The following is a 20,675-nucleotide window of genomic DNA, read 5'->3' as shown; positions in this document are numbered from 1 at the left end:
CAGGCGGAGGTATTGAGTAACGAGTAGCGAGCATATCAAGCATAGACAAGGAGCGAGCCGCATGAAAAAAGCACTGATCGTATGGGGCGGATGGGATGGCCATGAGCCCAAGCAGGTGGCAGAGATTTTCAAAAACGTGCTGGAAGCCGAGCAGTTTGAAGTAGAAGTATCGGATACGCTGGAAGCGTTTGCCGACAAGGAGAAGCTCCTCGGTCTTGATCTGATCGTCCCTTGCTGGACGATGGGAGAAATCCGGAATGAGCTGGTGAGCAACGTGTCGGAGGCCGTGCAGAGCGGTGTGGGCCTTGCCGGCTGCCACGGCGGCATGTGCGACTCCTTCCGGACGCAGGTCGATTGGCAGTTCATGACTGGCGGACAGTGGGTCGCCCACCCGGGGAATGACGGGGTTCGATACATGGTTAACGTGACAGACGAAGAGGAAGGCTCCCTGCTGCAGGGGATCGCGGACTTCGAGGTCGCGAGCGAGCAGTATTACCTGCATGTGGATCCGGCGGTGGAAGTTCACGCCACAACCCGCTTTCCGGTCGTTCATGGCCCGCATTCGGCCAACAAACCGGTTGACATGCCTGTAGTCTGGACGAAATACTGGGGCGGTGGACGCGTCTTCTACAATTCGCTCGGGCACCATGCGGATATCGTCGACATGCCGCAGGTGAAGGAAATGATGAGACGCGGCTTCGTATGGGCCGCCGAAGGCAAAGAAGCCGGCTCCGACTGGAAGCCGGAGACAGCATATAACGGCATGGCAGACAGCCAATATTAAGGGGAGGGTTATTCTTGGAGCAGATCAAAGTAGGCATTATCGGCTGCGGGAAAATCAGCAGCATTTATATGGAAAACTGCCAAAAATTCGATGTGCTGGATTTGGTAGCTTGCGCTGACATCGATAAGGAGCGTGCCGCAGAAAAAGCAGCCGAATTCGGCATACCCAGAGTGTATTCCCCAGAAGAGCTGCTCGCGGATCCCGAAATTCAAATCGTGATCAACCTGACGATCCCTGCTGCGCACGCGTCGGTCTGCCTGCAGGCTCTAGAGGCTGGCAAGCATGTATACGTCGAAAAACCGCTGGCGGTCACCCGTGAAGATGGGCAGAAGGTGCTCCAGCTCGCCAAGGAAAAAGGCCTGCGCGTGGGCTGCGCGCCCGAAACGTTCTACGGCGCCGGAATTCAGACCTGCCTCAAAGTGATCCAGGATGGGCTGATCGGACGTCCGGTCGCTGCCACGGCATTTATGCTCGGCGGAGGTCACGAGACCTGGCATCCGGATCCCGAATTTTATTATCAGGCCGGCGGAGGACCGATGTTCGACATGGGGCCGTACTACCTGACCGCACTCGTGCAGCTGCTCGGTCCGATCAAGACCATCACGGGTATGACCGGCAAGGCGCTGGAAGAAAGAACGATCACCAGTTCCAAAAAATACGGTCAAAAAATACCGGTGGAAATCCCTACCCACGTCGCCGGGCTGATCCAGTTCGCCGAAGGTGCGATTGGAACGATCATTACCAGCTTTGACGTATTCGGCGGCAGCAATCTGCCGAACATCGAAATTTACGGTACGAAAGGAACGCTGCGTGTACCTGATCCGAACAACTTCGGCGGCAAGGTGCAGTACCGGATTGCCGGCGAAGCCGAGTGGGAGGAACAGCCCCTGCTGTTCGGCTACGCGGAGAATACCCGAGGTATCGCCGCAGCCGACATGGCGTACGCGCTGCAGAGCGGTCGTCCTCACCGGGCTTCCGGTGAGCTGGCGTACCATGTGCTGGAAGCCATGTGGGCGTTCCATGATGCTTCGGATGAGAAAAAGCATTACGAGATGCAAAGCACCTGCACGCCTCCTGCACCGATGCCTACCGGCCTTGCACCTTATACATTGGATCAATAATGGAATAGGCATGAATCATAAAGCCTCCCGTCAGCAGCTTGACTGCTGGGGAGGCTTGTTTGGTTTATACCTTTATACCGTGTTCAATGAATCAGTTTGCTTTCCTTCGCTTTCTTGACGAGGCCAGCGGCAAGCTGATTGATGATCCCTTTCAGCGCAAGACCGATCACGAGCGTGATCACGACATACACGCACATGATGAGCAGATCGCTGCGGACGACGCTCCAGATCATGCCTCCCACCGCTTCGCGCATCATGCTGATGCCGTAGGTGAACGGAAGGAACGGATGGATCGCCCGGAAGAACGGCGGTGTCGTCTGAATAGGAAAGGTTCCGCCCGATCCGGCAAGCTGCAGCACCAGCAGAACGATGGCAAGCGCCTTGCCGACATTGCCGAACACGGAAACGAGGGTGTAGACGATCAGCATAAAGACAGCGCTGTTGACCAATCCGAATAAGATGAACCAGCCTTTGTCCACCACATAGGTTCCCAAGAGGAAGATATCGCCTGCCGTGACAAGGACCGATTGCAGCAGCGCCAGCGTCAGGAAGGTCAGAAACCGCCCGAAATAAATCTGGATGCTGTTATAATCCGTTCCGGCTGCAGGCGAATGCACTTCCGTCGTCACCAGGGATACGAGCAGCGTCGCTCCGACCCAGAGGGCCAGCGTTGAGAAGAAGGGCGACATGGCGGATCCGTAATTCGGTATCGGAAACAGCTGATTCTCCTTCAGCACGACAGGCTCGGCGAAGAACTGTCCTTCCTGCTGGAAGTTGTTTTTCAGCAGGTCGATGACTTCCTGCAGGTTGCCCTCCGATTCGAATTTGCGCATCCGGTCCGCCAGTTCCTTGACTTTGGCTTCCACGCCCGGAAGCTCCTTCTGGATGACGGAAATGCCCTGCGTGCCGATCGCCAATCCCTTGGAAGCGTCGGACAGCACCTTCTTGACGTCCGGCAGGCTCTGAACGGCAGAATCCATCATCTTCTTCGCTTCGGCGGCGGACTTGACCGCCTTCTGCAGCCCGCTTTCGATCGCCGGCTGAATTTCGCTGTCATACCGCCCGAGGATGTCCCCTAATAGATCGGATACTTCGCCGGAGATTGTGTTCAGCTTATTCACCAGATCCATGGCCGGTTTCTCGCCTTTCTTTACCCCGCTGCGGATTTGATTGACAAGCGTCAGCTGAGACTGCATTTTGTCCCGGACCTGCTTCAGCTTGGAGCTGACGAAATCCAGTCGGCCGCCTGCGGTCTGGTTCAGCCGGTCGAACCAGCTGATCAGCGCTTCCTGCACTTCCAGGCCGGTAGTTAACCTGGAGGATATCCGGTCCAGCGCATCAAGCGCAGTCTTCGGATCGACGTCGGGATCCTTCAGCAGCGCGGTCAGCTGCTCCGTAGCCATGGAAGTCTGCTGCAGAAGCAGCAGATCCTGCTTTACGTTCGGCGCGATATCCTTGGCAGCCGTGGAAGCCTTGCCCATAAAATCGTCCAGACCCGCCGCCAACTGCTGCCCGTTCTTGGCCAGGTCGGTCACCATGGGCAGCGCCCCTTGAGCTTTTGATACCAGCTCGTTGGTCGTATGGATGTCCTGCGCCGCCGTGTTTACGGCTCGGTTGATTTCCGGGAAATTTTTCTCTAGCTCAAACACCAGCGAACGGACCTTCTCAATGGTCGGCAGCTGATTTTGCAGCTCGATGCCAAGCTCGTTGAAAATTTTAAAAATCGTGCCGTTGGCGGTTTTGACGAAATTTTTGCTGACTTCCTGGATGATGCCGCTGGCTCCGGAAGATGTAATCTTCGGGGATACCGCATTGATCTTTTCGTTCACATAATACAAAATTTCGGCGTGGGTCGGGTTGTCCGACAGCACCGTGGCAATCGAGGCCGAAAAATTGTCCGGGATGATGATGCTCGCATAGTAATCCCCGTGCCGGACGCCTCTCATGGCGTCCGCCTCGGAGACGAACCTCCAGCCCAGCTTATGATTGTCCTTCAGCGAGGCGACGACCTCCTTGCCGAGATTCAGCGACTGTCCCTTCATCGTCGTCCCTTTGTCGTTGTTCGCGACGGCAATCGCAATATCGCCGGTATTGCCGTAGGGATCCCAGGATGCCTTGATGTTGAACCAGGCGTACAGGGAAGGAAGCATAACAAGACCGGCGATGATGACGAGCGCGGCCCAGTTCGTGACAATGTTTTTCACATCTCTGCCGTAGATGGACAAGATTTTACTCATGAGAACACCTGCCTCAATCATACCATTTTGGTTAGTATTTCATTTGAGGAAGGGCGTCATACCGAAGAACCTGAATCCCGCCTTACCAGCCCATCCGTTCTTTGAGGGTCGTGATGTGCGCAAGATGGTGGTTGCCATGCCAAGCATACGCGCATAGATGCTCGTTCAAATTGGTTTCTCCGTTTGCCGGATGGTTGTATGTTCTGAGCCACTGGTCGCTGTTCAAGCTTTCCAGAACAAGCACAAACCGTTCATGCAGCGCCTCCAGCAGATTCAGGGAAATCTCCGGATCAGGCAACGCGGAATCCGCAAGTTCAGCCCATAATTGCTCCTCATAAGGTTTTATCACCGGATTATCCTCGGTTAAAGCAAGTTTAAGCCGAATCAGGCTGTTCATGTGGCTGTCTCCGACATGGTGCACGACTTGACGGACGGTCCAGCCGCCCGGCCGATAAGGCGTGTCCAGCTGCTTCTTGGATAATCCGCTGACGGCTTGCCGCAGTTTCGAAGGCAGGCTGCGGATTTCGCCGATTAATGCTGTACGCTCATCTCCACTCAGTTCTTTATTCGTTACGCAAAGTCCGATAGGATATTTCAAATCATCGGTCATAGCTAACTCCTCCGTTTGCTCAGTAATATGTGTACGGGAAACCATTGCATTCCAATATGATATAAGCCGGTTTCCCTTGTAACCTTTTCGCTAAGGGTTCCTTACGTTCCTTCAAGCCGGCTTTATGTATGCGCGGAAATGATCTCGCTGAATTTGATCCACAGCCATTCGTCTTCAGCTCTAAACTTGATCTCTTCCAGATAGGTGTTAATCACGGTGACGAAGCCCCGGATTTCTTGTTCGGGTCCAGCACCGGTAAGGTGCAGGGTTACTTTCAGGTGACGGCGGAGGGATTCCTCCAGCAAGCGGCTGGTCTGTGTCCAAGCAGCCTCTTTCATGGTAGAATTGAAACTCGCCGACGGTTCACAGGTTCGGTTAATCATCATTTCACCTCATTTATTAAAAGAGCTATGCATTGTATTATAGGCGAATATATGTTCGGATTCAACCGCGATTGTTCAGAAAAATAAAGCTGTTTGGAGGAAAGCATATGGAGACCGACCAAATGATTATGGAAGCAAGGGAATACGTGAAGGATCATTTAAAGTCTGAGCCGTCCGGCCACGACTGGTGGCATATTCACCGGGTGGCGGAGTGGTCGAAGAGGCTGGCTGAGCAGGAAGGGGCCGATCCGGTCGTCTGCGAGCTGGCGGCCCTTTTTCATGACCTGGCCGACGAGAAAATCGTAGCTTCGAAAGAGGAGGGCATGGCAGCTATTTCCTATTGGCTCACGGAACATGGGGCGGATGCGGCGCTCGTGGATCATGTGCTGGAGATCATCGGGACAATGTCTTATGGCGGCGGAGGCGGCAGGCCCATGTCGACTTTGGAGGGGCGGGTCGTGCAGGACGCAGACCGTCTGGACGCCATCGGAGCGATTGGTATTGCCCGCACGTTTGCCTTTGGCGGGTCACGGGGAAGACTCATGTATGACCCCACCGAGCCGCCGCGGAACAGTATGACCCAGGAGGAGTATCGCAGCCGGCAGGGGACGACGGTGAACCATTTTTACGAGAAGCTGCTGAAGCTGAAAGATCTGATGAATACGCCGGCGGCCCAGCGGGAGGCTGCTGCCCGCCACGCATTTATGGAGCAGTTTCTTGCGCAGTTCCACCGTGAATGGCCCGGGGAGGAAGCGCCAAAAAAGGGGCGCGATTAAACGCCCCTTAAGGAATGTTGTACTCTACCAGCTCCGATACGGTAACGAAGCGATATCCGCGCTTCTGCAGTTCAGGCAGGATTTGTTTTAACGCGTCGACCGTTTGGGACTTGCCCTCCACGTGGTCGTGCATCAGGACGATGTCGCCGTTGCGCGCGTTGTTCAGCACCTTGTTCACGATCTTGGCGACGCCCGGCCGGTTCCAGTCCCAGGTGTCCTGATGCCAGGACCACATAACGACGAGATAACCCTCCTTCTTGCAAATTTGGATCATACGGTCGTTATAATATCCTCCGGGTGGGCGAAACAGGTAGGTTTTTTTACCGGTAACCTGGTATATGGCTTCCTGGGTTTCCCGCAGCTCCCGCACGATGACCTCCGGTGAGCTCCGGCGGTTAAAATACATATGGTCGAAGGTGTGGTTGGCAAGCTCATGGCCTTCGGCCACCTGCCGCTTGGCCAGCTCCGGGTGCTCCTGAACCTGCTTGCCGACGACAAAAAACGTTGCCTTTGCGTGATACTGCTTCAGCAGGTCGAGAATCTGCGGCGTATCCTCAGGATCCGGTCCGTCATCGAAGGTCAGTGCTATAATCTTTTCCCGGTTCGGAATCTCCCAGATGACGTCTCCCCTTTGTTCATAGTACTCTCTGCCTTGGTTTACGGGAGAAGCCCCCGCTGCCGGAGCAGCCGTCACCGAAATCGTCAAAAGCAGCATGGATAGCGTTGCATAAAGCCTTGTGCGCATAAGGTCCTCCCGGTTGTTCGTTGTCGATGCTTCCATTCAGACGTCCAAACAAAGACAAGTTCGCTTCGTAGTATGTGACACGAACCGTTCTAACATACGCCGGGCAGGCCGTGATACAATAGAGACAAGTCTGAATATGCCGGGAGTGCCCGGGGAAGGTGCGGATCAAGGCATGTCCTATAAACAAATCAAATGGATGATATTGATTATTCCTACATTGGCCGTAGGGATATGGGAATATGCGAGGCATGCGTTTCTGATGCCTTATATATCGATGAAGGTGGGTAATTTTCTTACGCCGGTGTTTCTGTTCTTTATCAGCATGACCCTGCTCAGCATGCTGTTCCGGAGGCTGGAACAGGTGCAGGAGGAGCTGAACCGGGAGCGGGCGGAAAAAGCAGCCCTGGAAGAACGGGATCTTCTTGCCAGGGAACTGCATGACGGCATCGCGCAGTCCCTGTTTCTGCTGTCGGTCAAGATGGACCGGGCGGAGTCGCGCGGCCGGGGAGCCCGGGAATCGGCGGACTTCCAGGAGCTGCGCAAATCGGTTCATGAGGTGAACCGGTACGTGCGGCAGGCGATCGCCAATCTTCGCTATCCGGAATCGCCGGAGGAGCGGGAATATCAGGCTTCGATGCGTTCAAGGATCGAACATACAGCCAAGGAAACGCTGATCCAGCCCTGGATCGAATGGTCCATTCCGGATGCGGCCCTGAGCGCCAAGGAAAAAGTGGAGCTTCTGGCCTGCATCCGGGAAGCGCTGCTGAACATTCACAAACATGCCCATGCCACCAAGGTGACGATCAAAGGCACGCTGGACGGCCGGGGCTGGACGGTTTTCGTCGATGACAACGGCAGGGGGATCCATACGGATCCATTTCATTTGAAGGACCGGTACGGCCTTCGGATCATGAAGGAGCGCGCCGAGGAGCTTGGCTGGAAAATGCTGATTCTGCCGATGCAGCGGGGCAGCCGGGTGGAGATCAGAAAGGAGGCCCATAACCATTGAATACGTTCAGAGTGCTGGTTGCCGATGACTCCGCTCATGCGCGCGAAGCGGTGACCGAAATCCTGTCGGCTGACCCGGCGTTTGAAGTGATCGGCATGGCCCACACCGGCGAGGAAGCCGTAAGTATGACCGAGTTATTGATGCCCGACCTGATCCTGATGGACATCCAAATGCAGGGCATTGGCGGGTTGGAGGCGACAAGGCAGATCAAGCTGCAGTATCCTTACGTCAAAATCGTTATGATCACGGTGTCGGACGATGTGACGCATTTGTTCGAGGCGTTAAAGCAGGGAGCGCAGGGCTATCTGCTCAAAAATTTATCCCCGTCGACATGGCTTGAGTATTTACGGGGGATCATGAGCGACGAAGCGCCGCTCAGCCGGGAACTTGCCACGCAAATTTTAAGGGAATTTCCGCTTGCCCCCAAGAGTCCGGAGCATCATGAGACATTGACCGCGCGGGAGCGCGAAATTTTAAATTGGGTGGCTTCGGGGCTTACCAACAAGGAAATTGCCGCCGAGCTCAAAATTTCTGACCAGACGGTTAAAAACCACCTGAAAAACATATTGCAGAAGCTTCATTTGGAGAACCGGGTCCAGCTGACGCGTTATGCCTTGGAGAAAGGATTAGTAAGCCGGCGGCAAGGGTTATTCCAGAAATTGAAAAAAGAGTAGTTGCCGTTTTTAAGCAGCGCAGGGTGTAAACCCTGCGTTTTTTTGTGCTTGCATGGAAACCGACTTGGATGAAATTACCCTGAATTGGAAAGTATAAGCATCATAAATGGACAAGGTGGAGACCCGGATGGTTGGCAAAAAGAAATCCCGCAATGCTTCAACACAACAGCAGCCTTCAAACCGGGCTGGGAAGAACGGCGCACCGTATCAGGAATCCGTGGGGACGGATCCGGCAGAGCTGCACCCGGACAGGCTGTCCTCTGATATAAAAAGCAATCTGGATCGTTTGAAAAGGGACATGGGAGGAAGCGGTGATATAGTCATCCGTGAAATCCTTGCCCGGAACTTCGGCAGGAAAGTTGCTTTTGTATATGTTGACGGTCTGGTAGACCCGACATCGGTTTCGGAGTTTGCGATTGAAACTGTCTTGAACGAAATCAAGCAGTTCGCATCGGAAGCAGAGCTTGTAGAAGCATGGGAATTGGAGCGGGATGCGGAGGAAGGACGAAAAGAAGGCGAAGCCCGATTCGAGGCCGAAGACGAGCTCGGAGAAGATTCTCATGGAGGGTATAGAGGCATAACGTCAGAAGAAGACAGGAAATTTTTGCAGCAGTTCAAGGAAAAGGCGCTGGCCGCCGGTGAGATTTACCAGATCTCTGATTGGAGCAAGCTGTACCTGCATCTGCTGTCCGGAGATACGCTGCTTTTTATCGATCGGATTGGCAGTGCGGTTATCGCCAGCACCAAAGGCGGAGAACGGCGGAGCGTCACCGAGCCGGAGTCGCAGACGGTCATCCGAGGCCCGCGCGAAGGCTTTACGGAATCGCTTCGAACGAACACGGCGCTGCTCAGAAGGAAAATCAAAAGTCCCAATCTGTGGCTGGAAGAAATGCAGCTGGGGAGAGTGACGCAAACCGACGTAGGCATCATGTATATTCACGGCATCGTGGACGAAAAAAATGTGGACGAGGTCCGGAAACGTCTCTCGGTCATTGATATCGACGGCGTCCTGGAGTCGGGGTATATTGAGGAGCTTCTCGAAAATACGAATAAGACGATTTTTCCAACCATCTATCACAGCGAACGTCCTGACGTGATCGCCGCCAGCCTGCTGGAAGGCCGGATAGCGATCCTGGTTGACGGAACCCCGTTTGTTCTGCTGCTTCCTTCCACCTTTAATATGTTCTTTCAGGCGGCGGAAGACTATTACAACCGGTTTGATGTGGGGAGTTTAATTCGGTTTCTGCGATACTTCTCGTTTCTCATCGGCCTGCTGCTGCCTTCCTTTTATGTGGCCATCATCGGATTTCACCAAGAGATGATTCCGACTTCCTGGCTGCTGAAGCTGGCAGTGCAGCGGGAGGGGGTTCCTTTTCCCGCCTTTGTCGAGGCCTTTATCATGGAAACGGTTTTTGAAATTTTGCGGGAGGCCGGCGTGCGGATGCCCCGGTCCGTCGGGAACACCATTTCGATCGTGGGGGGCCTGGTACTGGGGCAGGCCGCAGTCGAAGCCGGGATCGTCTCCCCGGTCGTCGTTATCGTCGTATCGCTGACGGCCATTGCGAGTTTCGTGTCCCCGGCCTATAACATCGGGATTGCCGCACGGATGCTCCGTTTTGTCATGCTGATTGCGGCATCGATGTTTGGTATCTACGGGATTGCCTGTATGCTGCTGATCCTTGTTCTGCATCTATGCAGCCTTAAGTCTCTGAATGTTCCTTATATGGCTCCGTATGCGCCGATGATCTATCCGGATATGAAAGATTCAATGCTGCGCATGCCTCAGGATTATATGAAGAAGAGACCTAAGCTGATCAGCAGGAATAACCCGGTCCGGTTCCGGGAAGGCGCGATGGGCAATCAACAGGCGGACCGGGATGAGAATGAGCCGCATCAAACACAGGATCCGAGCGAAGTGTAACCGGATATGATGTGAATCGTCAAAATGTATTCGAGATTTAGCCATGAAGGGAGAGAGCGCTGATATGTTTCAACGGATCTGCCATATCACTATATGTCTGGTGCTCTTGCTGTCCCTGTCAGGCTGCTGGGATATTAAGTTTCTGGACCAGCTCTCCATCGTTTTGGGCATTGGACTGGACGAAGATCCCGACAATCCGGATAACATACTCGTGACTCTGCAGGTGGTGGTGCCCAGCCAGGCTTCGGAGAGCAGTCCGGGCGGAGGCGGTGGAACCAGCGGCATCCCGGTGACGAAATATATCGGAAGGGGAAAAACTATGCTGGACGCATTGCAGAATATGGACAACGTCGCACCGCGCCGCTTTTATTTCGCCCACAACCAAATGATGATTATCGGTGAAGATTTGGCCAAAAAAGGGGTTTTTGATTTATTCGATTTGATTGACCGGGACCCGGAAATCCGGATCGATTTTTCTATGCTTGTCGCGAAACACGGGACAGCGGCCCAAGTATTGGAAACTTTGACGAACATGGAGAAATTGCCGGTGAAGCAAATGTACAAAACGCTAGAAAGCTACAATAAGCGGGCCAGCGCAGCCTATCCCGTCAGTATGAAGGATTTTATTCTCACATTGGACAATCCCATGGCAATGGCCGTCACCGGCAGCGTTGAGTTTGTCGGTGATCCTGAAAAGGCGGGAACGAAGGAAAATGTAGAGAAGATTTCACCTGACGGCTATTTGAGAATCGGAAATATGGCTGTGTTCAAAAACGGAAAGCTGGTGGGTTATTTAAACCAAAGCGAATCCAAGGGGCTTGCCATCATCAAAAATAAAGTGCAGCGGCTTGTCGTGCCGATTCCCGTTGAGGACGGAAAGGTACATGTCGCGATCCTTCACAGCAAGGCCTCGGTGAAAGCCCGGTTCAGCCGGGGCAGGCCTGAAGTCGTCATCCATATCAAGCAGAAGGCGAATGTGTTTGATGTGAACAGCCACAAAGTCAAGGTGGATAAAAAGGAAACGATCAGCTGGCTGGAAAAAGAAGCCGAACAGCAGGTTATCAAGATGGTGAACGGCACCATTTCGACCCTTCAGCATGAACTGGACAGTGATGCTCTGGGATATGGGAACCTGGTATATAAGGCCAGCCCGTCATACTGGAAAGCCAATAAGAAAAAATGGGACACGCTGTTCCCCGAAATCCGGACGGTCGTAAGTGCCGATGTGGAGATCTATTCGACGGGAGTTCGCAATCAATCCTATCTGCAAAATATGAAGTGAGGTGTTTCTTGTGGGTCCCGATTATATCATTACCGCAGCAACCTTTGCAGCTGTGATCTTGAATTTTATTGCGCTCAGACGGAAGGCGTCAAAAAAGGAACTATGGATTTCAACGACGATCATGCTGTTCGGTGGGTTTTTGTATATCATGCTGATCATGGACATCCCGCTGCCGTCTTTTGTGATCGTGATGGGCCATGTTTTCGGACCTATCGCCAAGCCGGTCATGCAATGGGTGTCGGAGGGCAAGGTGATCCATGGATAAGGGCAAAATTTCGGCTCTGCAGTTTGCTTTGCTGATGTATTTGTATATTATCGGCACGGCCGCGCTCGTTCAGCCGCATACGCTTGTGTCCATTGCTGGACAAGACGCCTGGTTCAGCGTCATCATTGTTGGAATCATTCAGCTCGGTCTCATTACGCTCTATATAAAACTCGGTTTTCGGTATCCGAAACAGACGATTATCGAGTACGGCCGCGTACTGACTGGTAAATGGTTCGGTTCGGCCATAGCAGTCGTATATATGTTTTATTTTTTGATTTTGACTGCCTATGTGGCACGGAATATCGGCAATTTTATCGGTTCGGTCGTACTCCCTCAGACGCCGCTGGTTGTTAATATGGTGGTTATCTTGATCCCGGTGCTCTACGGCTGCTATTTGGGGATTGAAGTCATTGGAAGGACGGGGGAAATTTTGTATCCGTGGGCGATGGGCGTTTTTGTCATTACAGCGCTGCTCTTGATCCCTAAAATGCATCCGGGCGAGCTGTTTCCGATGTTTCCCGAAGGGGTAATGCCGGCGATTAAGGCGGGTTATCCACTGCTAGGTTTCCCTTCGCTGGAAATTTCCATCTGCCTCCTGCTCATCCCGTTTGTACAAAACCAGCAAAAAATAAAAAAATATTTTTATGTCACCAGCGTGGGGACCCTGATCTCCGGCGCACTGCTCAGCGTAATCACGATCATGGTGCTTGGCGTGGACATGACGGCCCGATCCCCTTATGCTGTCTATGACGTGGCACGCGAGATCCGGATTGAGCGGGTGTTGGAACGGGCAGAGGTCATTGTGGGCATTATCTGGCTGATTACATCGTTCATGAAGCTTCTGATTTGCTTCTATGGTACCGTGATTACAACCGTGCAGTGCTTTGACGTAATTAATTACAAGAGCTTGGTGATTCCCTTTTTCTTTTTGCTGCTGCCGTTGTCCCTTTGGGTTCTTCGGAATACGGCGGAGCTGGAATGGTCTGGAATTGTTTACCCGATGATGGCGGTGTTCCCCGGATTCGTTATACCGGCAGCGCTGCTGATCGTTGGGAATTTTCGCAGTCGGAATAAGCAAGGTTCGGAAGCGCAGACACCGCCGCAGTCACAGTCACAACCGCAATCACAACCGCAATCACAGTCGCAGTCGCAGCCTCAGCCACAGATGCAGGCGCAGTCGCAGCCGTATCCACAGCCTGAGTAACAATCCAGAATAAGGGCTTATCGACCAGGATACAAAATTGAATAGATTGGCTATTGACGTATCGCTGTATCTTGTTTTAATATAGGCACATAAGTGAATACTTGAAATTGGCGTGTTACCTTAACATTGGGCATGAGCCAAGAATCGATTCCTGCGTGGAGTCTATTCTTGGCTTTTTTTGTTGGTCTTTTGGGGAGGAGTGTGTGGCATTGAAGGGAGCTCCCAACGTTTTGAAATCGCTTCCGTTTCAAAGGTTATGTTCTCAGGCAGCTTCCAACCGCAAGCATATACCAGGTTCCACATAGTTCATCCGTTCCTGGACATAATGGAAAAGATCCTTTTTTCATAGCCCGGATGATGACAACCGATCGGAGATTCACGCAGATTTCGTCAAGGAGGAATATTCATGTTTTCAAAATGGAAATCCAAAAAGCAGCAAACGTTAGAGATTACGTCCCCGCTTACGGGTACGGCAGTACCGCTTGATCAGGTCCCGGATGAAGCTTTTGCAGGCGGACATATGGGCAAAGGGCTCGCCATTGAGCCTGCCGACGGCAAGCTGATCGCTCCGTTTGACGGCGTCGTGGCTCACGTGATCAAGTCCAAGCATGCGGTCATTGTAGAGCATGAGAACGGCCTGCAGTTTCTGTTTCATATCGGCATTAACACAGTAGGGCTGAAAGGCAGCGGATTTACAAGCCATGTCAACACGGGAGACAAGGTGAAGGCGGGGCAAGCGCTGATCGAATTCGACATCGAGGCAATTCGCACAGCCGGTCTGCCTACCGTAACGCCGATCATTATCACGAACAGCGAAGACAAAGTGGAGCAGATGGAAACGAAGCTGGGGGCGGTAACCGCCGGACAGACCGAAATCCTGAGTGTTACGCTTAAATCCTAAAGCTACTTTCGACGAGAAAGGGATGACAGAACATGCTAGCATTTCTGCAAAAAATCGGGAAATCGCTGATGCTTCCGGTGGCGACGCTGCCGGCGGCGGCGATTCTGATGCGTTTTGGCAACATCGACTATATTAAGGACTTCCACCTGGGCAACCAGGTGGGATGGTTCCTGAACCACTACATTGCACCATTTCTGGATGCCGGCGGATCGACGATTTTCGATAACCTGCCGCTCATCTTTGCCGTCGGGGTGGCTATCGGATTGACGGGTGACGCTGTCGCTGCGCTCTCTGCCGTCATCGGCCACATTATTCTCTTAAAGGTGCTGGTTAAGGTACCGCTTGCGTTTACGACAGTTATGGATAAAGGCGCGGAGCTTAACACAGGGGTTCTCGGAGGCATCATCGTCGGTCTGATTTCCGCCTTTTTATACAACCGTTTTCATAAAATCAAGCTGCCGGACTGGCTCGGATTTTTCGGCGGCAAACGCTTTGTGCCGATTATTACGTCTGTCACGATGGTATTCGTCGGCATCGTTCTCGGCCTCATCTGGGGGCCTATCCAGGACGTGCTGGATACGTTCGGCCGCTGGATCGTCAGCCTCGGAGGAATCGGCAGCGCGGTATATTTGATCGCAAACCGCCTGCTCGTTCCGTTCGGCCTGCACCATATTATCAACTCGATCGTTTGGTTCCAGATCGGGGATTATACCGATGCGGCAGGAAAAGTCGTTCACGGCGACCTGTACCGGTTCTTTGCGGGAGACAAATCCGCGGGCATGTTCATGACCGGCTTCTTCCCGATTATGATGTTCGGCCTGCCGGCAGCGGCACTAGCTATTATCCATACCGCCAAGAAGGAGAAGCGCAAGGCGGTGGCCTCGATCTTTATCGGTGCCGCAGTCGCTTCATTCCTGACAGGGATCACGGAACCGCTTGAATTTGCATTCATGTTCGTCGCTCCTGTACTATATGGTATACATGCAGTGCTGGCGGGGGTGGCCGGTTACGTGATGTATGCGCTGGGCGTGAAGCTCGGCTTCGGATTCTCGGCCGGATTTATCGACTATGCGCTGAACTATCCGCTGTCCACCAAGCCGCTGCTGCTCATTCCGGTAGGTCTGGTCTTCGCGGTCGTGTACTACGTCCTGTTCCGGGTGATGATCGTGAAGCTCAACCTGAAAACGCCGGGTCGGGAGGATGATGTTCAGGTGGCGGACGAAGCAATAGAAGGCGGCGCAGCAGATGCGGGCGTTGCGGCATCGGACAGCAAGGCAGCCAGAGTGCTCGCAAATATCGGGGGCACGGACAACATCGAGAGTATCGATGCATGCATTACCCGTCTGCGTCTTGTCGTCAAAGACGAGTCGGTCGTCAACGATCAAGGACTGAAGCAGCTCGGCGCTTCCGGCGTCATGCGGCTTGGCAAAGGCGCCGTCCAGGTGGTGTTCGGACCGCAGTCCGAGGTGCTGAAGGATGAAATTCAGAAGCTGATGTAATGAAGTCGGCGGTATGACAAAGAGGCTCCCCATGAAGGGGAGCCTCTTTTGGCATTCGGCAGTGCATCAGGACGTCGTCCATTTTTCTTTCAGATCGTCATAAGCAGTGCTCCAGTGATACGGCTGAATTTCCGCCAACGTTTTGAAGACGAGCTCGCCGCCCGGGACCGTGACGGCGCATTTCACGTCTGGACCCCAATAAAATAAACGTTCCTGGCACACCCCGCAAGGAGAGAGCACCTTGTACGGCGACATCTCGTCATCCCGTGCCAAGCAGATGGAATGCGTTACCTTCTTGTTCAGCTTGTGGGCTTCCAATATAGCCCCCGTCTCCATACATAGATGAGTGGAGTCGTTGATGACTTCGGGAGCCACGCTGGTGAGGATCGTTCCGTCTATAAGCCGGACGGCTGCAGCACCGCCCCAGCCTGTCGGATACCTTTTTCTGATAAGTTCAATAACTTCATCATACATTTGTTGCTCAATACTCATATCGACAGCCTCATTTCAAAAAATTGCAATCCCCGCATAAGTTGAGACCCGCAACGGGTTTAACCGATAATGATTTTCCCTTCCGGATGATTGTACGGCTCCTTCTTGTTGTCCCGGGTCAGCGCGTACGCAAGGGTAAGCGGACCCAATCGGCCCAGGTACATCAGGCAGATCACCCATACCTTGCCGAAGGGGCTGAGCTCGGTGGTCAGTCCCATGGAGATGCCTGTCGTGCCGAAGGCCGAAGCCGATTCAAACAGGATTGACATAAAATCATGGTCTTCCGTCACCGACAGCAGCATGGCAAACAGGATGATCAGCAGAATGGAAAGGAGCGTCAGCGTGATGGCTTTGTACACCACATCCTTGGCGATCCGTTTGCGGAACAGGACGACATCCTCCCGGCCGCGGATCATCGCATGCACGGCACCGAGGAGCAGCACAAACGTCGTAATTTTGATGCCGCCCCCGGTCGAGCCGGGTGCTGCGCCGATGAACATCAACAGGATCATGAAGAACTGCGTTGACTGGTGAAGGCCGCCGATATCGACCGTATTGACACCGCCGGAGCGGGTCGTCACCGATTGGAACAGCGAAGCCCAAATTTTGCCGCCTGTATTAAGCGGACCCAACGTTCGCGGATTGTTGACCTCCATCAGGAAAATGATGAGGCCGCCGACGAAGACAAGCACCGCGGTCGCGCTGAGCACAACCTTGCTGTGCAGTGAAATTTTGCGGACCTTCGGGTATTCCAGCAGGTCTGACAGCACGATAAAGCCGATCCCACCCAGAAAAATAAGTGCCATCAGGACGATATTCATAAACGGGTCGCTCACGAAGGAGGCCATACCGCTGAACGGTCCCTGCACGCTTCCCATCAAATCGAATCCGGCGTTGTTAAACAGCGAGATGCTGTGATAGACACCGAAATAGACGGCCTTGCCCAGCGGCAGAGAAAGGGAGAAGACATAATGGACCGCAAGCAGCAGTGCCCCCGCTACTTCGATCAGCAGGGAATACAGAATAACCTTCTTGACCAGCCGGACAACGCCGTCGATGGTGCCGTGGTTCAGCGCTTCCTGCAAAACCAGCCGCTCTCTCAGCGAAATCCGCTTGTTCAGCACGAGCGCGATCAGCGTTGCCATCGTCATGAAGCCGATGCCGCCGACTTGGACCAATAGCAGAATGACGGTTTGTCCGAACACGGAAAAAGCCGTTCCCGTGTCGACGACTGTAAGGCCGGTCACGCAGGCGGCTGAAGTTGCCGTGAACAGCGCGTTCAGGGGCCCGATCGAGATGCCGGTAGCCGAGGCTGCCGGCAGCGTCAGAAGCAGGGCCCCGGCAGCGATCATGATCAGAAACCCGAACACCAGAATTTTAGGGGGCGTGAGCAGCCGTTTGGACCAATGCCCCCGGGTCATGCTTTTTTGTAAAATGAAACTCACCTCTTGCTGTGACTTAGATAGGTTTGGCAGACGAGCGGATCACCAGCTCCGACGGCAAAATTACCTTGCGGGACTCCGGAACCGAGCTGCCCCGAATCCGCTCAACCAGCAGCTGGATGCCCATGGCGCCAAACTGGTAAGCCGGCTGTGCCGCCACCGTCAGAAACGGGTCCAGCGCCGACGAGAGATCGAGGTCATCAAAGCAAACGACGGAGATGTCCTCTGGCACCCGGATGCCGCGCTCACGCAGATCCCGGATTACACCGACCGCCAATACGTTGTTGGCCGCAAAAATCGCGGTCGGAGGGGAAGGCTGCTCGAGCAGCTGCTCCAGATGATCATCCGCATGGTAATCGCGGTAGTTCTGGTGGATGATGAGCGTCTCATCCAACGGGATGCCCTGAAGGGCCAACGCCTCCGCGTATCCCTCATAACGGAGCCGGGCCGTAGAGACGTCGAGGGAGCCGTTGACAAGCGCGATGCGGCGATGGCCCAGCCCGATCAGGTAATCGACAAGCTTCCGGGCGCCTTCCTTGCTGTCTCCGCAGATCATATCCGACTCGATTCCGGGCACCGCCCGGTCCATAATGACGAACGGGATGTTGTGAGCCCGCAGCTTCTCGAGATTTTTCAGCGACAGGTCCCCTGCAGGAGCAAACAGCACGCCATCGACCCGCGTGGACAGGATCATGTCGACATAATCCTTTTCCTTCGCGTAATCCTCGTCACTGTTGCCGAACAGAAGGCGGTAGCCGTACTGTTTGGCACCGTCTTCGGCACCGCGGGCCAGGCTCGTATAGAACGGGTTGGTGATGTCCGTGATGAGCAGGGACAGAATTTGGGTCTGCTGCAGGACAAGGCTCCGGGCATTTGAATTCGGTATGTAATTAAGCTCTTCCATCACTTTTTTGACTTTGCGGCGTGTCTCCTCACTGATCCGCCCGGTGTTGTTGATGACCTTGGAGACCGTCATGGCCGAGACGTTGGCCTTTTGCGCTATATCGTAAATTGTTACCAATGTAAACCCCTCTTTGCTGTATATTCTATCAGAACCGCCCGGATAAAAGAAAATACGGATTGACAGTAATCGCTTTCATTGTTATTTTAAAGTTACCGATAACTCATTATACATTTTTTTGAGCATTTGACCCAGCATCAATGCAGCAGATCCAATTCAAGCAATCATGCAAGGCGTTTTGTACCTGGAGCTTAGGACGATCTAAAGAGCGGACGAGGCAGCGGGACCGGTATGTTATATAGAGCAGCAGCGTTGAAATTTCAGGAAAGCAGTCTTCTTTTTTTGAAGAGATCAGCACGTGTTTCGGTTTAGTGACGGTGCTCCGATCGATCCATGTCGCTTTCCTTCAGGCTTGTTCTGTATTCCCAAAATGCATGCCGTTTGACGTTTTTCATAGGAACGACGGATTGGAAGGCTGTATATTTTTTTATTTTAGGGTTACCGGTAACCCCAATCGTAAGCAATGAAAAATCATAAGAAAAGCTGAGGAGGAAACAAACGATGTCCAACCAGAACGAAAGATGGAAGCACGGCTTCCCCAAGATCGGCATCCGGCCGACGATCGACGGCAGACGGAAGGGGGTTCGGGAGTCCCTGGAGGATATGACGATGAATCTGGCGAAGTCGGTCGCTGCTTTTCTGGGCGAACAGCTTCGCTACCCTGACGGTTCTCCGGTGGAATGCGTCATTGCGGACACCTGCATCGGAGGCGTGGCGGAAGCGGCGGCTTGCGCCGACAAATTCGCCAAAGCCGGCGTAGGCGTATCCATCACCGTGACGCCGTGCTGGTGCTACGGTACGGAAACGATGGACATGGATCCTTCGATTCCGAAGGCGGTATGGGGATTCAACGGTACGGAAAGACCGGGAGCGGTCTATTTGGCCGCCGTATTGTCTGCCCATGCGCAGAAGGGACTTCCGGCGTTCGGCATCTACGGGCGTGACGTGCAGGATCTGAACGATCCTTCGATTCCTGCCGACGTGCAGGAGAAGCTGCTGCGTTTTGCCAGAGCCGGTCTGGCTGCTGCAACGATGAAGGGCAAATCCTACCTGGCCATCGGCTCGGTATCGATGGGCATCGCCGGCTCGATGATCGATCCGGACTTCTTCCAGGAATATTTGGGCATGCGCAACGAGTACGTGGACATGTCGGAGATTACGCGGCGGATCGAAGAGGAGATTTACGATCCGGAAGAGTTCAAGCTGGCCATGGCTTGGGTGAAGGAGAACTGCAATGAGGGGCCTGACAACAATCCTGAAGCGATCCGGACTTCGCGCGAGAAGAAGGATAAGGACTGGGAGACGGTTGTCAAAATGACGCAGATCGTACGCGACCTGATGGTGGGCAATCCGCGTCTGGCTGAGCTTGGCTTTGAAGAAGAGGCCATGGGCCATCACGCGATCGTGTCCGGCTTCCAGGGACAGCGGCAGTGGACGGACCACTTCCCGAACGGTGACTTCCATGAAGCGATTCTGAATTCCTCGTTCGACTGGAACGGCATCCGGGCGCCTTATTTGGTGGCTACCGAAAATGACAGCTTGAACGGCGTATCTATGCTCTTCGGATACCTGCTGACGAATACCGCCCAAATCTTTGCCGACGTCCGTACATACTGGAGTCCCGACGCGGTGAAACGGGTGACCGGTCATGAGCTCGGCGGAGCCGCGGCGAACGGCCTCTTGCATTTGATTAACTCCGGACCGGCGGCGCTGGATGGTACCGGGGAGCAGATGAAGGACGGCAAGCCTGCCTTGAAGCCGTTCTGGGAAATTACGCAGGAGGACGCGGACAACTGCCTCAAGGCCACGTCCTGGCGCCCGGCGGCAGTGGAATATTTCCGCGGGGGCGGCTTCTCGTCCGACTTCCTGACGCGCGGCGGCATGCCGGTAACGATGTCCAGGCTGAACCTGGTCAAAGGGCTTGGTCCTGTCCTGCAAATTGCCGAAGGATATACGGTCGACCTTCCTGAGGAAGTGCATGACAAGCTGGATCAGCGGACCGACCCGACGTGGCCGACCACCTGGTTTGCCCCGAACCTGACGGGCGAGGGAGCGTTCAAAGACGTGTATTCCGTGATGGATCACTGGGGAGCCAACCACGGTGCGATCAGCTACGGACATATCGGCGCGGACCTGATCACACTGGCTTCGATCCTGCGCATTCCGGTGAGCATGCACAACGTTGCAGAGGAGCAGGTTTTCCGTCCGAGAGCCTGGGGGCTGTTCGGAACAAGCGATCCGGAGGGAGCGGACTTCCGGGCCTGCCAAAACTTCGGACCGCTGTACAAGTAAGCATTTTCTACGGGCGA

The 20,675-nt window shown here is 54.0% G+C and carries 19 protein-coding genes; 12 read left to right on the top strand and 7 right to left on the bottom strand.

Annotated features, from left to right (window positions below; translation table 11 throughout):
- Window positions 1-61: 61 nt before the first annotated feature.
- Window positions 62-784, top strand: coding sequence for a ThuA domain-containing protein (locus K2F33_RS27920; RefSeq protein ID WP_076167741.1), 723 nt, complete (start codon window positions 62-64; stop codon window positions 782-784).
- Window positions 785-798: 14 nt separating this feature from the next.
- Window positions 799-1,905 carry a Gfo/Idh/MocA family protein gene (locus K2F33_RS27915; RefSeq protein ID WP_263880188.1) on the top strand — a complete coding sequence of 369 codons (1,107 nt, stop codon included), beginning with the start codon at window positions 799-801 and terminating at the stop codon, window positions 1,903-1,905.
- 83 nt (window positions 1,906-1,988) lie between these two features.
- Here K2F33_RS27915 and K2F33_RS27910 read toward each other — a convergent pair whose 3' ends face one another.
- The 3 genes from K2F33_RS27910 to K2F33_RS27900 form a co-directional block, all read right to left on the bottom strand.
- Complete coding sequence (locus K2F33_RS27910; RefSeq protein WP_263880187.1) at window positions 1,989-4,142, bottom strand: YhgE/Pip domain-containing protein; 2,154 nt, start codon at window positions 4,140-4,142, stop codon at window positions 1,989-1,991.
- Between the two features lie 82 nt (window positions 4,143-4,224).
- Window positions 4,225-4,752, bottom strand: a complete 528-nt coding sequence (locus tag K2F33_RS27905) for a YfiT family bacillithiol transferase (RefSeq protein WP_263880186.1) — start codon at window positions 4,750-4,752, stop codon at window positions 4,225-4,227.
- A 122-nt stretch (window positions 4,753-4,874) separates the two neighbouring features.
- The gene (locus K2F33_RS27900; protein WP_084203754.1) at window positions 4,875-5,138 is read right to left on the bottom strand and encodes a YolD-like family protein; all 264 of its coding nucleotides are present in this window, start codon (window positions 5,136-5,138) and stop codon (window positions 4,875-4,877) included.
- Between the two features lie 104 nt (window positions 5,139-5,242).
- Between K2F33_RS27900 and K2F33_RS27895 the strand changes: the two genes are divergently transcribed.
- Window positions 5,243-5,911 carry an HD domain-containing protein gene (locus K2F33_RS27895; RefSeq protein ID WP_263880185.1) on the top strand — a complete coding sequence of 223 codons (669 nt, stop codon included), beginning with the start codon at window positions 5,243-5,245 and terminating at the stop codon, window positions 5,909-5,911.
- Between the two features lie 7 nt (window positions 5,912-5,918).
- Here the strand turns inward: K2F33_RS27895 and K2F33_RS27890 are convergent, their stop codons facing one another.
- On the bottom strand, window positions 5,919-6,656 hold the full coding sequence (locus K2F33_RS27890; protein WP_089546638.1) for a polysaccharide deacetylase family protein: 738 nt from the start codon (window positions 6,654-6,656) through the stop codon (window positions 5,919-5,921).
- 172 nt (window positions 6,657-6,828) lie between these two features.
- On the opposite strand from K2F33_RS27890, the gene K2F33_RS27885 reads away from it, so the two are divergent.
- The 8 genes from K2F33_RS27885 to nagE all read left to right on the top strand — a co-directional run bounded on the left by K2F33_RS27885 (window position 6,829) and on the right by nagE (window position 15,411).
- On the top strand, window positions 6,829-7,665 hold the full coding sequence (locus tag K2F33_RS27885) for a sensor histidine kinase (RefSeq protein WP_076169499.1): 837 nt from the start codon (window positions 6,829-6,831) through the stop codon (window positions 7,663-7,665).
- Window positions 7,662-8,339 carry a response regulator gene (locus K2F33_RS27880; RefSeq protein ID WP_263880184.1) on the top strand — a complete coding sequence of 226 codons (678 nt, stop codon included), beginning with the start codon at window positions 7,662-7,664 and terminating at the stop codon, window positions 8,337-8,339. Before K2F33_RS27885 ends, K2F33_RS27880 begins: the two co-directional genes overlap by 4 nt.
- A 127-nt stretch (window positions 8,340-8,466) precedes the next feature.
- Window positions 8,467-10,260, top strand: coding sequence for a spore germination protein (locus K2F33_RS27875; RefSeq protein ID WP_263880183.1), 1,794 nt, complete (start codon window positions 8,467-8,469; stop codon window positions 10,258-10,260).
- A 64-nt stretch (window positions 10,261-10,324) separates the two neighbouring features.
- Complete coding sequence (locus tag K2F33_RS27870) at window positions 10,325-11,542, top strand: Ger(x)C family spore germination protein (RefSeq protein ID WP_263880182.1); 1,218 nt, start codon at window positions 10,325-10,327, stop codon at window positions 11,540-11,542.
- 10 nt (window positions 11,543-11,552) lie between these two features.
- Window positions 11,553-11,807, top strand: coding sequence for a hypothetical protein (locus tag K2F33_RS27865; RefSeq protein WP_076167713.1), 255 nt, complete (start codon window positions 11,553-11,555; stop codon window positions 11,805-11,807).
- Window positions 11,800-13,011, top strand: coding sequence for a GerAB/ArcD/ProY family transporter (locus K2F33_RS27860; protein WP_263880181.1), 1,212 nt, complete (start codon window positions 11,800-11,802; stop codon window positions 13,009-13,011). The genes K2F33_RS27865 and K2F33_RS27860 overlap by 8 nt, the downstream gene beginning before the upstream one ends.
- 406 nt (window positions 13,012-13,417) lie before the next feature.
- Window positions 13,418-13,912: a PTS sugar transporter subunit IIA gene (locus K2F33_RS27855; protein ID WP_263880180.1), complete on the top strand. Its 495-nt coding sequence runs from the start codon at window positions 13,418-13,420 to the stop codon at window positions 13,910-13,912.
- Between the two features lie 32 nt (window positions 13,913-13,944).
- Complete coding sequence (nagE, locus tag K2F33_RS27850; RefSeq protein ID WP_089546643.1) at window positions 13,945-15,411, top strand: N-acetylglucosamine-specific PTS transporter subunit IIBC; 1,467 nt, start codon at window positions 13,945-13,947, stop codon at window positions 15,409-15,411.
- Between the two features lie 66 nt (window positions 15,412-15,477).
- Here nagE and K2F33_RS27845 read toward each other — a convergent pair whose 3' ends face one another.
- Genes K2F33_RS27845 through K2F33_RS27835 form a run of 3 tightly spaced genes read right to left on the bottom strand, consistent with a single transcriptional unit; the run spans window position 15,478 to window position 18,366 of the window.
- Window positions 15,478-15,903: a cytidine deaminase gene (locus tag K2F33_RS27845; protein ID WP_212983292.1), complete on the bottom strand. Its 426-nt coding sequence runs from the start codon at window positions 15,901-15,903 to the stop codon at window positions 15,478-15,480.
- A 59-nt stretch (window positions 15,904-15,962) separates the two neighbouring features.
- Window positions 15,963-17,324, bottom strand: coding sequence for a TrkH family potassium uptake protein (locus K2F33_RS27840; protein ID WP_263882470.1), 1,362 nt, complete (start codon window positions 17,322-17,324; stop codon window positions 15,963-15,965).
- Between the two features lie 37 nt (window positions 17,325-17,361).
- A complete protein-coding gene (locus tag K2F33_RS27835; RefSeq protein ID WP_076167698.1) occupies window positions 17,362-18,366 on the bottom strand; it encodes a LacI family DNA-binding transcriptional regulator in 1,005 nt (334 codons plus the stop codon).
- Window positions 18,367-18,867: 501 nt separating this feature from the next.
- Here K2F33_RS27835 and K2F33_RS27830 point away from each other — a divergent pair.
- Complete coding sequence (locus K2F33_RS27830) at window positions 18,868-20,658, top strand: L-fucose isomerase (RefSeq protein WP_263880179.1); 1,791 nt, start codon at window positions 18,868-18,870, stop codon at window positions 20,656-20,658.
- Window positions 20,659-20,675: the final 17 nt, after the last annotated feature.

It is taken from the genome of Paenibacillus sp. PSB04, assembly GCF_025809195.1.
In the GTDB taxonomy this organism is placed as follows: domain Bacteria; phylum Bacillota; class Bacilli; order Paenibacillales; family Paenibacillaceae; genus Paenibacillus_AQ; species Paenibacillus_AQ favisporus.
The sequence above is the reverse complement of the archived record's forward strand: the minus strand, read 5'-3'. Positions and strand labels throughout refer to the sequence as shown.

Coding starts and splice junctions, on each gene's coding strand:
- K2F33_RS27890 (WP_089546638.1), bottom strand. CDS start 6,656: ATGCGCACAAGGCTTTATGCAACGCTATCCATGCTGCTTTTGACGATT.
- K2F33_RS27920 (WP_076167741.1), top strand. CDS start 62: ATGAAAAAAGCACTGATCGTATGGGGCGGATGGGATGGCCATGAGCCC.
- K2F33_RS27830 (WP_263880179.1), top strand. CDS start 18,868: ATGTCCAACCAGAACGAAAGATGGAAGCACGGCTTCCCCAAGATCGGC.
- K2F33_RS27845 (WP_212983292.1), bottom strand. CDS start 15,903: ATGAGTATTGAGCAACAAATGTATGATGAAGTTATTGAACTTATCAGA.
- K2F33_RS27895 (WP_263880185.1), top strand. CDS start 5,243: ATGGAGACCGACCAAATGATTATGGAAGCAAGGGAATACGTGAAGGAT.
- K2F33_RS27875 (WP_263880183.1), top strand. CDS start 8,467: ATGGTTGGCAAAAAGAAATCCCGCAATGCTTCAACACAACAGCAGCCT.
- nagE (WP_089546643.1), top strand. CDS start 13,945: ATGCTAGCATTTCTGCAAAAAATCGGGAAATCGCTGATGCTTCCGGTG.
- K2F33_RS27860 (WP_263880181.1), top strand. CDS start 11,800: ATGGATAAGGGCAAAATTTCGGCTCTGCAGTTTGCTTTGCTGATGTAT.
- K2F33_RS27905 (WP_263880186.1), bottom strand. CDS start 4,752: ATGACCGATGATTTGAAATATCCTATCGGACTTTGCGTAACGAATAAA.
- K2F33_RS27855 (WP_263880180.1), top strand. CDS start 13,418: ATGTTTTCAAAATGGAAATCCAAAAAGCAGCAAACGTTAGAGATTACG.
- K2F33_RS27900 (WP_084203754.1), bottom strand. CDS start 5,138: ATGATGATTAACCGAACCTGTGAACCGTCGGCGAGTTTCAATTCTACC.
- K2F33_RS27910 (WP_263880187.1), bottom strand. CDS start 4,142: ATGAGTAAAATCTTGTCCATCTACGGCAGAGATGTGAAAAACATTGTC.
- K2F33_RS27870 (WP_263880182.1), top strand. CDS start 10,325: ATGTTTCAACGGATCTGCCATATCACTATATGTCTGGTGCTCTTGCTG.
- K2F33_RS27840 (WP_263882470.1), bottom strand. CDS start 17,324: ATGACCCGGGGGCATTGGTCCAAACGGCTGCTCACGCCCCCTAAAATT.
- K2F33_RS27885 (WP_076169499.1), top strand. CDS start 6,829: ATGTCCTATAAACAAATCAAATGGATGATATTGATTATTCCTACATTG.